The sequence below is a fragment of the Paenibacillus sp. S-38 genome (assembly GCF_049942825.1).
In the GTDB taxonomy this organism is placed as follows: Bacteria; Bacillota; Bacilli; order Paenibacillales; family NBRC-103111; genus Paenibacillus_G.
Genome location: NZ_CP187970.1, coordinates 3295520 through 3308213, shown reverse-complemented (window position 1 = coordinate 3308213; position 12694 = coordinate 3295520). Strand labels below are relative to the sequence as shown.

At 59.4% G+C, this 12694-nt stretch carries 13 protein-coding genes; 1 reads left to right on the top strand and 12 read right to left on the bottom strand.

Annotated elements, in window-relative coordinates; translation table 11 throughout:
- Positions 1-4: 4 nt before the first annotated feature.
- From ACP26L_RS15250 to ACP26L_RS15215, 8 genes are all read right to left on the bottom strand, one after another.
- Positions 5-568 (bottom strand): outer spore coat protein CotE, encoded by a 564-nt coding sequence (locus ACP26L_RS15250; RefSeq protein ID WP_426453710.1) that lies wholly within the window; start codon positions 566-568, stop codon positions 5-7.
- A 105-nt stretch (positions 569-673) separates the two neighbouring features.
- A complete protein-coding gene (locus ACP26L_RS15245) occupies positions 674-1639 on the bottom strand; it encodes an aromatic acid exporter family protein (protein ID WP_426453708.1) in 966 nt (321 codons plus the stop codon).
- Positions 1640-1804: 165 nt separating this feature from the next.
- Positions 1805-2287, bottom strand: a complete 483-nt coding sequence (locus ACP26L_RS15240) for a hypothetical protein (RefSeq protein ID WP_426453707.1) — start codon at positions 2285-2287, stop codon at positions 1805-1807.
- A 6-nt stretch (positions 2288-2293) separates the two neighbouring features.
- Positions 2294-3070, bottom strand: a complete 777-nt coding sequence (locus ACP26L_RS15235; RefSeq protein ID WP_426453705.1) for a hypothetical protein — start codon at positions 3068-3070, stop codon at positions 2294-2296.
- Between the two features lie 136 nt (positions 3071-3206).
- The gene (locus tag ACP26L_RS15230; protein WP_426453704.1) at positions 3207-4055 is read right to left on the bottom strand and encodes an ABC transporter permease; all 849 of its coding nucleotides are present in this window, start codon (positions 4053-4055) and stop codon (positions 3207-3209) included.
- The gene (locus ACP26L_RS15225) at positions 4048-4839 is read right to left on the bottom strand and encodes an ABC transporter ATP-binding protein (protein WP_426453702.1); all 792 of its coding nucleotides are present in this window, start codon (positions 4837-4839) and stop codon (positions 4048-4050) included. Before ACP26L_RS15225 ends, ACP26L_RS15230 begins: the two co-directional genes overlap by 8 nt.
- A gap of 95 nt (positions 4840-4934) precedes the next feature.
- A complete protein-coding gene (locus ACP26L_RS15220) occupies positions 4935-5957 on the bottom strand; it encodes an ABC transporter substrate-binding protein (protein WP_426453701.1) in 1023 nt (340 codons plus the stop codon).
- A 364-nt stretch (positions 5958-6321) separates the two neighbouring features.
- Positions 6322-7842, bottom strand: coding sequence for a carboxypeptidase M32 (locus tag ACP26L_RS15215; protein ID WP_426453700.1), 1521 nt, complete (start codon positions 7840-7842; stop codon positions 6322-6324).
- Positions 7843-7978: 136 nt separating this feature from the next.
- On the opposite strand from ACP26L_RS15215, the gene ACP26L_RS15210 reads away from it, so the two are divergent.
- Positions 7979-8326 carry an iron-sulfur cluster biosynthesis family protein gene (locus ACP26L_RS15210; protein WP_426453698.1) on the top strand — a complete coding sequence of 116 codons (348 nt, stop codon included), beginning with the start codon at positions 7979-7981 and terminating at the stop codon, positions 8324-8326.
- A gap of 479 nt (positions 8327-8805) precedes the next feature.
- Here the strand turns inward: ACP26L_RS15210 and ACP26L_RS15205 are convergent, their stop codons facing one another.
- The 4 genes from ACP26L_RS15205 to ACP26L_RS15190 all read right to left on the bottom strand — a co-directional run bounded on the left by ACP26L_RS15205 (position 8806) and on the right by ACP26L_RS15190 (position 12595).
- Complete coding sequence (locus ACP26L_RS15205) at positions 8806-9399, bottom strand: beta-class carbonic anhydrase (RefSeq protein ID WP_426453696.1); 594 nt, start codon at positions 9397-9399, stop codon at positions 8806-8808.
- A 165-nt stretch (positions 9400-9564) separates the two neighbouring features.
- A complete protein-coding gene (locus tag ACP26L_RS15200; RefSeq protein ID WP_426453694.1) occupies positions 9565-11274 on the bottom strand; it encodes a sensor histidine kinase in 1710 nt (569 codons plus the stop codon).
- The gene (locus ACP26L_RS15195; protein WP_426453693.1) at positions 11271-12005 is read right to left on the bottom strand and encodes a response regulator transcription factor; all 735 of its coding nucleotides are present in this window, start codon (positions 12003-12005) and stop codon (positions 11271-11273) included. Before ACP26L_RS15195 ends, ACP26L_RS15200 begins: the two co-directional genes overlap by 4 nt.
- A complete protein-coding gene (locus ACP26L_RS15190) occupies positions 12002-12595 on the bottom strand; it encodes a DUF309 domain-containing protein (protein ID WP_426453692.1) in 594 nt (197 codons plus the stop codon). The genes ACP26L_RS15195 and ACP26L_RS15190 overlap by 4 nt, the downstream gene beginning before the upstream one ends.
- Positions 12596-12694: the final 99 nt, after the last annotated feature.

Here is a 12694-nt window from a genome sequence, read left to right as displayed (position 1 = left end):
CCAATCAGTTCAGCTCTTCGTCCAGCAGATCCGGATCGAGGTCTTCGTAGTCCCCGTCGTCACCGCCGAAATCGACGTGTTTGTCTTCGTAATCGTCGCAGCCATTGCCGCAGACCACCACGCACACCTTCGTCTCCGCCAGCATTTCCACCTTGTACTCCCGCTCTACGCGAATCAGCACCGACGAGCCGCTGGAGGAGATGCTCGCTTCCACGCAGTTGGGTTCCTGGGTAGCGACGGCCGACACTTCGGCAGTGCCCGGCTTATGTTTCTTGTCGAGGTAGTGAAGCGGAACGACCTCGGCGTAAGAAACCGTTTCTTTCGCAACATCGGTCTTGGTATTCCGGTCATAGGAATACCAAATGTTGATGTCGTAAGTACCTACCACTTCCACGTTCTCCCCCGATTTGACCGCATCGTATTGGTTGTTGATGATCCAAGCACCCAAAATACTTGTCGGAGCATGAGGCGGAGTGACCGTGTTCGTTACCTGCGAGAATTTGCGACCTTTGCCACAGACAGCCTTCGTATAGATCTCTCTGCACTGCAAATCTTTATCTAATGACATCCTTCTAACCTCCTCCATACAATCATTCATTACATTTGTATGCAGGACATTCGTCTAGTGTGAACACTTTTTTTCTATAACGAGCACATTTTGATATTTAAAGAATTAAGCCCCCGGCCCGGCCTTCTCCACGGGACGCTTCTCCCGCTTCGCCACGTCGAGATAAGCTTTGAGCTCCTCCACAAGCTGCAGCAGCGCAGCCCGGATCTCGAACTCCTCGCGCGTTACCGGAAGCGGCATATGCCGGTACTGCTCCTGCAGCTCCTCCAGCCGTTTCTCTCCGCGGCCCGTATAGTGGTCTACCTTCACGTCTTCCTTCAGCTCATCAAATACCGCAGCAACTAGCTCCCCGTGCGGCAGCGTCTGATAGACGCGGGCCACGAGCTGTGTCATCCGCGAGATCGAGAGCAGCTGCCGGTCGCGCATATGGAAGTAGACGCTCCAAGCCGGCCCCCCGCTGACAATGCTGTTCTGCTCCGTCCGCTCCGCCGTCCGGATCGCATCGCGAAGCGTATCTTCGGCCTGCAGCAGCTCGGCCCCGCTCCATACATAGGCGTTATTTCGGAGATGCCGCGAGATCTCCATGAAAATTTGGGAGAAGAGCTCCTCCACCTTCCTCCGGTAATGCTGCAAATTCTTGTGCTCCCTCGGCATGTAGACCATGTTGATCACCGTCGCCGTACCGAGACCGATCACCAGCAGAGCGATCTCATTGAGCAGCAGGTCGGTGCTGAGCTTGCCGGCCCCGTACACATGAAACATCACGACGGAGCAGGTGATGATGCCCTCGCGCAGCTGCAGCTGGGCGAGCACCGGGTACAGGACGAGCACGAAGACACCGATGACCCATACATGAAAGCCCAGAGCCCAGAACAGCCCAGAGGCGAAAAACAGCCCGATCACCGACGCAGCGATGCGCTGGAACGAGGTGCTGAGCCCTTTTTTGATCGTCACATCCACCCCCATGATGGCGAGCAGTCCTGCGGAGAGCGGGGAGGTCAGGCCTACGGCTAATGAAATATAAATGGCGGCGATCACCGCGAAAGCGGATTTCAGCACACGGATGCCCATCAGGCCCTGCCTCCTTTCTGAGATGAATTTGGATAAAACAGACAGGAATTATCCGTACTCTCATCTTACTGTTCTTCTCCGCCGACTACAAATCCGCCAAGAAAAAAAGAAGAGCCTCTCAGCTCTTCTAGCTCTCCTCTTCACGATGTCCCTTCCTCTTCGCGCTCATCCTTCCTCCGTTGTACTCTGCGGTGTCTGCGATGCCAGCCGGGCAACCCCCAGTGCCATATGCTCCCACAGCAGCTTCTCTACAGCCTCGGATTTCTGCTCCGGACAATCGATCAGAAGAACGACCTCGGAGGTAATGCCGCGTGTTCCAAAGCCGATCTTTTTCAGGTAGAGCCATTTGAGGGCAAAGCCGATGAGGATGCCGGAGACGGCCCCGATAATCCCCCAGATGATCGGTCCCCATGCCATCATATACCCGTAAATGGATCCGATCAGCATCAGACACGTTCCGAGAATCGCGGAAGCGTCCATCATGGCGAGGCCGTCGGACTGGTGAAGCGAATCGAAAAGAGGTCTTGCCTCTCTTCGCTGGTCGAGAGGAACGGCCATCACCCGCTGCCGCGGCACCCCCTCTATCTCAAGGGCCGTCAGCACAAGTTCCGTCTGGATGCAGAGCTCGAAGGTGGCGAAGATATACACGGGGTTCTATCCCTCCTGGGAACGGGGCATTCGGAAGCCGGGATCCTGGTAGTTCGTCCGCAGATGCTTGGACAGTTCTTTTTCGAACAGCTTGTTGTACTCCACGGCGGAGACATAGGCGTCATAGAAAACAAAGCAGTAGATCGAAGGAAGGTACAGCGTCCACTGCATGTCCAGCACCTCTTTGGCCTGCAGGAATTCTCCTGAGGCCGTATAGATCATGGCCAGCGGAATATGGGAGAAATACATGATCGCGATCGTCCAGCCGAACAGAAAAAAGCCGGGAAGCACTTTATGCAAATATAAATGACCGAGCCCGGGAGCAAGCAAAGACCAGGCTGCGGCAACCCAAGGCACACGTTTGTTCAGAAAGTTGATATCCCACACCGACATGGCCATCGGCTTGATCGGGGCATCCTCCCGGTCGGCCAGCGTATATAGCTTGTTGATCTCCACCGTGGACCGGTAGCTGTCCCAGATGCCGAACATGTAGATCGACACGTAGATCATCAGCCAGTTCGGGTTCAGCGTTTCTTTCGCCCGGGCGAACTGGCCCTGAAGGGAGTACATGATCCCGGTATTGATCTTGGCATGCGAATTGATGAAGATCTCCCAGGAGATCAGGGTGAACGCCTTGGCGTACCGGTGCTGAAGCAGATTGCCGAACCCCGGGAAGGAAAAAGAGAAGAAGGCAGAAATCCAGGGGTTCTTCCGGTGAATCTGCGACGTGTTGAAGGGGGAGAGCAGGGCGCGGTATCGTCGGTGTAGTTGAGAGCGGTTCATAGGGATTTCCCCCTGTCAGGATTGACCGAAGCAGCACGTATAGTGTTCACCACATATTCCCTTTCCTATGCGCGGAGCGGCACTCCGGATGTCCCTGCCCGTAACGGTGGCAGAGATCCGAGTGAAGGAAGCCGATCTAACGCCCGCGTCCGATCAGCCGGCCCTCGATATAGGCAACGATCTGGTACATGAGGGCGGCCGCTGCGGCGATGACGAATAGGGCGCCGATCACCAGGGTGAAATTGAACACCTGGAACCCGTATATGATAAGGTAGCCGAGCCCCGCCTTGCTCACGAGAAACTCCCCGACGATGACGCCGACCCAGGCGAGGCCCACGTTCACTTTCAGCGTGGAGATGATCGCAGGGTAAGAGGCGGGAAGAATGACTTTGCGGAAAACGGTCCCCGTCGACCCTCCGAAGATGCGCACCACCTTCACCAAATTCGGGTCGACTTCACGGAAAGCGTTGTAGACGACCAGAATCGTGATGATGACGGTCAGCGACAGCGTGGTCGCGATGATGGACAGCACCCCCGGACCCAGGGCTACGATGAACAGCGGCCCGAGCGCCACCTTCGGCAGGGAATTCAGCACGACGATATAGGGATCGAGCACCCGCGACAGGAAGGGGGAAAACCAGATCAGGGCTGCCCCGGCCGCCCCGAGCAGCGTACCCAGCACGAAGCCGACGACCGTCTCCCATACCGTAACCCAGGTGTGTCCAAGCAGAGAGCCGTCGAGCAGCTTCTCATAAAGCAGCTGCACAATGCGGCTTGGCGAGCTGAACAGGAGCCCGTCAATCCACTTGAAGGCTGCCGCCGTCTCCCACAAGCCGAAGAACAAGATCAGCAGCGCAAGCTGGGTCAGGCGCACGGACAGGGCCAGCCTGCGTTCGGACCGGCGGAAGGCCGTGTAGACTTCGTCCGCCAGCTTTGCCGACCTCAGCCGTCCTTCTTCCGCTTGAGCACGCTTCGCTTCATCCATGACTGCGCCCCCCTCCTTTCTCCATGCCATCGAACAGACCCCACAGCCGGTGGAACAGCTCATGGAAACCCTCCGTCTCCCTTGCCTTCAGGGGGGATGCCCCCCGGATCCTCTCCGGCACCTCCAAGTCTGCGAGCAGACGGCCCGGGTTCGGCTGAAGCACGATGACCCGGTCGCTCATGGCAACCGCTTCGGTGATATCGTGCGTGACGAGCACTGCGGTCTTGCCGCGCGCCTTAAGCGTCCCGGCGACGAGCTCCTCGAGCTGCAGCTTCGTCTGGTAATCGAGCGCCGAGAACGGTTCGTCCAGGAGCAGCACATCCGGCTCGGTCGCCAAGGTCCGTACGAGCGCCACCCGCTGGCGCATGCCGCCGGACAGCTGGTGGGGGTAGCGCTGCGAGTGCCCTCCGAGGCCCATCTCGTTCATAAGCCCGTCAACCCGCTCCTGCGCGGCTTCATCCAGCCGGCCCAGCAGCTCCAGCCCGAGGGAGGCATTGGCGCCGATGGTCCGCCAGGGGAACAGGTAATCCTGCTGAAGCATATAACCGATCCGCTGTACGCCCTCCTCCACTCGCTCCCCGTAGACCCGGATGCTGCCTGCCGTCGGCTTCAGCAGACCGCTGATCAGCGACAGCAACGTGGTCTTGCCGCAGCCGCTCGGGCCGATCAGCGAGACGAACTCGCCCTGCCGCACCGTCAGGCTGATCTCCTGCAGCGCCGGATAGGCGCCTCTGCCGTTCACATACACATGCGACACTTTCTCGAGCTCCACTGCGCTCTCCACCGTTAGTCCCTCCTCCTATCGCATCCGTTTGGACGGGACCGCCCCTGCGGGAGACCTTCTCCCTGGGGCAAGGCCCGCCTTCTCCGATGCCGCCCTTACTTGACAGCCGCTTTCGCTTTCTCCGCGAACCGGTTGTCTACAAGGCTGCCGTGGTCCGCACGCGTCTTGAGCTCGCCTGCAGCCTCCATCACATCCTGCAGGTTGTTCCATTCCTCGGTGTCCACGATTCCATCGGCTGCAAAGGAGCCTTGGTCCTTATAGCGCTTTACGACGCCCGTGATGATCTCTTTGTCGGTATCCGGGAAGAACGACGCGATACTGTCGGCAATCGCTTCGACCGAACTGGCCGCAACCCAGTTCTGCGCCTTCTGTACGGCGTTGGTGAATTTCTGAAGCGTGTCCGGGTTCTTGTCGATATAGCTTTTCTTCGCCATAAAGACCGTGTATGGGAGCCTGCCGCTCTCCACGCCGAATGAAGCGATGACGTACCCCTTGCCCTGCTTCTCGAACATCGTTGCCTGGGGCTCGAAGAGCTGCACGTAATCCCCGGTTCCCGAGGCGAACGCCGTCGGAATGTTCGCGAACTCCACATTCTGGAGGAGGTTCAGATCCTTCTGGGGGTTGATCCCATGCTTCTTCAGCGTGAACTCGCCCGCCATCTGCGGCATCCCGCCCTTGCGCTGACCGAGGAAGGTGCTGCCCTTCAGCGTATTCCAATCGAAGGCCCCCCCGGTGGGTTTGCGCGACACGAGGAATGTGCCGTCCGTCTGGGTCAGCTGGGCGAAGTTCATCACAGGGTCCCCGCTGCCCTGCTGCGCCACATAGATGGAGGTCTCGGAGCCCACAAGCGCGACATCGATCCCTCCCGTGAGCAGCGTCGTCATCGTTTTGTCGCCGCCGAATGTCGTCGTCAGCTCTACATCCAGACCTTCCGCTTTAAAGAATCCTTGATTGACCGCCACATACTGGGGCGCATAGAAGATCGACCGGGTGACTTCCCCGATCCGTACCTTCACGCTCTCCTCCGTCCGGTCCGCTGTGCAGCCGGTCAGCACCGCCGCCAGACCGAGACCCAGCGCCAGCACCGCCGCCGCACCCTGCTTCCACCTTTTGTTCATAGCCAGTCCCTTCCCGCCTGCTCCGTGAGCATGTTGTTGTGATACCAGCATATGCATCCGCCCAGAAGGTGGTGACACGACTCACGGGTCATAACGAAAGCTATGCGAACCTCAGCAAGCTTACAAATCCCAAAAGCCTGAGAAAGGCCTCGTTAACCGGCGGTGATCCGGCATCTCCTTCAGGCGCCACGCACATGGAGATGAAACGCGCTGTCCATGCACTCCTTGCAGACGGAGAGGACCACCGGAGGCGCCGAAGCCCGCTAATGCGAAGCCTGCCGCGCCCAACCACAAAAAGCCCGCTTCCCCGGAAGGAAAGCAGGCTGGTTCATTCTGTGGACTATCAGGTCAGACGGCCTTGATCTTACAGCTGGTAAATGTCCGAATATTTCGTTCGAAGGTACTCCACCAGATACTGCGGATTGAGCTCTTCACCGGTCACCTCAAGCACCAGCTCGTTCGGCGTCCGGCTCTTGCCGTACTTGTAGATCTTGTCGGTGAGCCAATTCTTAATCGGCAGGAGATTGCCCTCCTTCACCAGCAAGTCGAGGCTGCCGAGGTCTTTCTCGAGCGCGCGCGTGAACTGAGCGGCGTACATGTTGCCGAGCGCGTAGGACGGGAAGTAGCCGAAAGCGCCGCCCGACCAGTGAACGTCCTGCAGCACCCCTTCACCGTTGTTCGCCGGCTCGATGCCGAGGTATTCACGGTACTTGTCGTTCCACAGCTGCGGCAGGTCCGCCACTTTTGCTTCTCCACTGAATAAGGCCTTTTCGATCTCATAACGGATCATGATATGCAGGTTGTAGGTCAGTTCGTCGGCTTCGATCCGGATCAGGGACGCCTTCACCTCGTTGGTCGCCCGGTAGAACGCTTCGGCCGTCACGCCGTCGAACTGTCCCGGGTACGTCTTCTGGACCTCACCGAAATAGCGGCTCCAGAACGGGCGGCTGCGGCCGATGACGTTCTCCCAGAACCGCGACTGCGACTCATGGATCCCCATGGACGTGCCGGTGCACAGCGGGGTGCCGACCAGCTCCTCCGATATATTCTGCTCGTAGAGCGCATGACCGCCTTCGTGAATCGTGCCGAAGAGAGCGCTGTTCACGTCATCCTTGAGGTAGCGCGTCGTAATGCGCACATCACCGGGATTGAGGCCTGTGGCGAACGGATGTACCGTCTCATCCAGACGGCCTGCCTCGAAGTCATAGCCCATCTGCTCCAGTATGTATAAGCTGAACTTCTTCTGCTTGTCGATATCGAACGTCTGCTTCAGGAACGACGTGTCAGGCCCGTTGGCCGATTTCTGGATCTCGGCGAGCAGCGGCACGACCTGGGCGCGAAGCGCACCGAATACCTCGTCGAGCTTCTCCACCGTCATTCCCGGCTCGTACATGTCCAGCAGCGTATTGTACTTGTGTCCCTCATAGCCCCAGAGCTCCACGAACTCCAGGTTCGTCTGTACGATCCGCTCCAGATAAGGCTGGAACGATTCCCAGTCCGAGCTGTGTTTGGCGTCTTCCCAGGCCGATTCAGCTTGCGAAGTCAGCACCACGTACGCCTGGTATTTGTCAGGAGGAATTTTCTTGCTGCGGTCATACTCTCTCCGGCATTCCCGGACGATCCTAAGATCCGTATCGCTGAGCCCGCTGCTTCCTTCCGGCGTGGAAAAGTGCTCCAGATAAGCGCCCATCTCTTCCGACACGGACATCTTGAACAGTTCTCCGGACAGCTCCCCCACCACCTCGGAGCGGTTCGCAATCCCCTTCTTGGGCGCTCCGGTCCGCATGTCCCAATAAATCAGGCCAATGGCTTCCTCATAGCTTTTCATTTTTTTCAGGTACTGTTTGAACTGCTCCCATCGGGTCGGCTCGCTCAAGGTTGTCATGCGGTCACTCTCCTCTCATCGGTATACCCTGATGATACTCCGACGGAATGGGGGAAGCAAATTCTCGAGGAATAAGGTAAAATGGATGGTGCACCACGGAAATCACGAGTGTAATAGAGATAGAGGAGGGATTCCCATGAGCATTCAATTTACGGAAGCGGCGCAGTCCGCCATCGGGAAGGTGCGCGGCGGCCAGGGATATATCAAGCTTGCCTACGATTCGGAAGGCTGCGGCTGCTCGGTCAGCGGCGTGCCTACGCTGTGGATCGTGGACGAAGCCGGACCGTTCGATCTCGTCAAACAGGGCGAGCCGTTCGATGTGCTGATGGAGCAGAAGCATGAGGTGTTCTTTGAGGATGCGATGAAGGTCGACTATCAGGAGATCGGACACATCTTCTCCCTGAAGAGCAGCGGCCAGATCTATAACGCAAGAATGCAGCTCGTCGACAAGCGGAAGCAGCCGGCGGGTAGGCAGGCTGACTAAAGTCTGGCGGCGAGCCCGCCTGGCTTAAGCAGTCGAACGCGGCAGCAGTATGGCTTCACGCCCCGCGATCCCTTGGGGGGCCAAGGAGACGCAAAAAAGACGCCTTCGGACCACATGGTGGCCGGAGGCGTCTTTGTCTTGTGAGCTTGATCGGGGATCTGCTCTCGAACACGGAATACCCGTGTTAGCTGTGGCGCTGCGCCGATACTGCGTCTCCGAAGACGGAAAGTCTGTGTTCGCGGTCCAGCGGCGGGCCTGTGCGGCCGCTTCGGCTGCTCGCAGCACGGAAAATCCGTTTTAGCTGAAGCGCTGCGCCGATGCTCCGTCTCCGAACACGGAAAATCCGTGTTCGCGGTCCAGCAGGGGCCTGTGCGGCCGCTTCAGCTGCTCGCAGCACGGAGAATCCGTGTTAGCTGTGGCGTTGCGCCGATACTCCGTCTCCGAACACAGAAAATCCGTGTCCGGAGGCGGTAAGCATCTTACTCGCCGGCAGCGGCATTGCTGTCCGCATTTTTGGCATATCCATCCACAACCAGATCGAGGCGTCCGGTCACCGGATCGATGACCAGGCCGTGCACCGGAATATCCGGCACAAGCGGATGATGGTTAATCAGGCTTACGCTGCCCTTTACGCTGTCCGTGACATCGTTGAACCCTTTGAGCCAGCCGTTGATGTCAAAGCCGGAGTATTCCAGGGTCTGAAGCGTTTCGTTCTTGACCCCGCGAGCCACGAACTTGTCTTTCAACTTCTCCGGGTTGACGCTGCTCATGCCGCAGTCGTAGTGGCCTACGACGAACACTTCCTCGGCACCGAGCTCATAGATGGCGACGATGATACTTCGCATGATCCCGCCGAACGGGGTCGAGACGAAGCCGCCGGCCGCCTTGATCATTTTTACGTCACCGTTCTTAATATTCATACACGCCGGCAGCAGTTCGACAAGACGCGTATCCATGCACGTCAGGACGACGATTTTCTTCTCCGGAAACTTTGACGTCAAATAAGGTTCGTATTTCTTCTGTTCTACAAAAGTGCGATTAAACTCCAGAATATCTCCAAGCAGACCGGACATGTGTGATTCTACCTCCCGAATGAAATCTCTATGTAGTCTATGCAGGTTTGTCCGTCATGAACAGTTCCCTGATAGGATTAGAGAGATTGTACCTTGTTTGCGTGCCTACGGGCAAGACCCAATTTGCCGGGTCCGCCGATGCTGCCTCACCAGCACCGGGCCGACTCACAGCTCGGGGCCGGCTCCCGCTCCGTGCTCACCGTCTTGGTGAAGCGGAAACGCCACCCGGAATGCGGTCCCCTCTCCCGGCGCGCTCTCCGCCGTAATCTGGCCGTTCATCGCGCTGACCAGATGCTTGACGATCGTTAGGCCGAGTCCCGTTCCTTCCTGTCCGCCGGAACGGGAGGGATCCGCCTTATAGAAACGGTCCCACACCCGCGAGAGCTCCTCCTCCGTCATGCCGATGCCGGTATCCCGGACATAGACGGCGGCTTCCCCGTCTTCGGCTTGAAGCTGGAGCGTGATCGCCCCGCCCTGCGGCGTAAACCGGATCGCATTGTAGAGCAGATTGAGCAGGATCTGGGAGAAGCGATCGGGATCAAGATCGCACTGCAGGTCCCTCGCGGATCGCGAAGACGCCTCCATGCGGACGGTGATCCCTTTCTCCTCCGCCGCGGGTCGGACCAGCTCAAGGGTCTGCCGCACATGGCCTGAGACGGTCACCGGACGCAGACGGAACACATCCGTTCCGTTCTGAATCCGGGCCAGGTCCAGCAGATCGTTCACAAGCCGCTGCAGCCGCTGCACTTCCCCGTCGCAGATGCGCAGATAATGAGACACTTTATCCGCGGGGATGATCCCGTCATTCATCGCAACGATCAGGCCGCGCAGGGAGGTCAGCGGCGAGCGGAGCTCATGAGACACATGGGCCAGGAACTCCTGGCGCGTGTCCTCCCACTGCTGGAGCTGGCCGACCATGAAATTGAAGGAGTGGGCCAGCTCGCCGACCTCATCCTGCGAGGTGACGGGCACCCGGGTCGTGAAGTTGCCTTCGGCCACTTCCAGCGACGCGCGGCTCATCCGCTGCAGCGGTCCGGCCAGCTTGCGGGAGAGAATGAAGAGAATTGCGCCTACCGCGATCATAGAGAACAGCAGCGGCACGAGGATGTTGAGCCTCACCGCGGAGAGCGCCTCGCTCACCTCCAGTGCCGGCATCAGCATCAGGATGACGATGGGCTCTCCGTGCAGCTCGGCCGGCGTATAGTACACGAGCAGGCTCTCGTCCGCCGGCCCCCCGAGGCCGAGGCGACCTGGCAGCAGCGGCACCGGGTTGGCCGGTGCGGCCCCTTCCGCCGCGCCGGCCGCCGCCCCTGTGTTCTCCGGGGCAGGGGCCCCGCTTCGGCCGGCATCCTGCCCGTCGGCCGGCGTGCCTGGCCCCTCGCCCTGAGCATCCGGGAAGGTCCGGCCCCCGAAGCCCCCTCCGCCCTGTCCGAACGGCGGGATGGCCGATCCGGTGCCGGCCGGGATGGCCAGCGTGGCGGCATAGAAGCCGCTGCCGCCCTTCAGCCCGTCCGCGAAGAGGCCGCTGAGCTCTTCGGGCAGCGGCGAGCCTTCCCGCTCCGAGGAGCCGTTCAATACGGTTCCCTTCGCATCGACAAGCCAGATCATGCCGTTGAAGCCGCGGGCAATGATCCGGGTGCCGAAGCGCATCTCCCGATTGGATACGGTTCCGTCTTCATAAGAAGGCAGCAGCTTCACCACTTCAGATGAACGCGAGCGGAGCAGCTCTTTTTTATCCTTATAGAAGAAATCGGTGAAGTACGAATTCCAGAACAGCGCAAGCCCCCCGAAGAACAGGATGCAGGTAGCCAGAAACGAAAGGAAAATCTGGATGTACAGGCTGCGCATCCACCGGCCCAGGAAGCGCCCTCTCATGCTTCCCGCACCTCGAAAGAGTACCCGATTCCCCACAATGTCTGGATGCTCCACCTATAGCCCGTTCCGAGCTTTTTGCGCAGGTTCTTCACATGGGCGTCCACCGTGCGGGTCCCTCCGTTAAAATCAAAGCTCCAGACGAACCCCAGCAGATCCTCCCGGGTATAAACCCGGCCGGGGCTGGAGGCAAGAAAATACAGCAGCTCCATCTCCTTCGCCGTCAGCTCCACGCGGCTGCCGTTCACGGTCACCTTGTACTGCTCGAGATCGACGGTCAGATTGTCGACACGCAGCGTCTTCTGCCCCGTGTCCGCTCCCGCGGTCTGGCGGGGGGCCTGCGCCCGCCGGAGCACCGCCTTGATCCGCGCCACGAGCTCGTTCGGGTCGAAGGGCTTGACGATGTAATCGTCCACGCCCAGCTGGAATCCCCGCAGCTTGTCGATCGACTCGCCCTTCGCGGTCAGGAAGATGACGGGCGTGGAGCCGGCCGGCTCCGGCAGCTCCCGGATGCGGGCGCAGATCTCGAAGCCCGAGAGACCGGGGAGCATCACATCAAGCAGGATGAGATCCGGGGCCAGCGACGGCACCGCTTCGGCTGCGCCGTCCCCGCGCTCGCGCAGGATCGGCTCATAGCCCGCATGCTCGAGATACAGTCGGATCACTTCCGCAATATGCTGCTCATCTTCGACGACAAGAATGATGGGAGTCCGCCCGCCGGTTTCCCCGCTCATGCGCCCTCCCCCCGCTTCTGCAGGCGCTGCTGGCGCTGCCTCTCCCGCTCCTCAATCACTCCGCTGCGGTCACGCAGCGTATGCTTGTCGATCAGGTAGCGGTCCGACAGGTCGCTCGGCTGCGCCCACCGCTCCCATGAACTGCCGCTCGCTTCTCTGCAGGACTGCACTAGATCCGCGTCGGCCAGCGGAATATCGAGATCGCGGTACACGAACGATGCCGGGTCCTCAAGCGCCCGGAGCCTCCCCTCCATCTCCCGGAGAAGCTCCGCCTCCCGGATCCCGAGCTTCTCCGCGGCTCCGCCGCCAAGACGCCGGATCGCGCCGCTGAGCATTTTGACGGCGCCCGCAAGATTGCCGCGCCGCTGGTGATATAAAGATACGGCCAGCTGGATCAGGCCCACGTACGCCTCTCCGTCCGCATCCTCGGGATGCTCCTTCCAATATTCCTCGAGCACCTCGTGGCACTCGAAATAATCGCGCTCCGCATGAAAATGAACGAGATAGCGCACGTATGCTTCCGGATAGCGGCCCGTGCCGTCTCCTGGAAGTCCGCGGCCTTCCGCCGCTTCCTTAGGGATGTCTGTCATAACGATCCGTCCTCTTCCCAAGCCATGATTAATCGGTTACCCTCTTTTGCTTTCCCCTTTATTGTAGCAAGTTCAGACCCATTTCGAAACTTTAGCAAA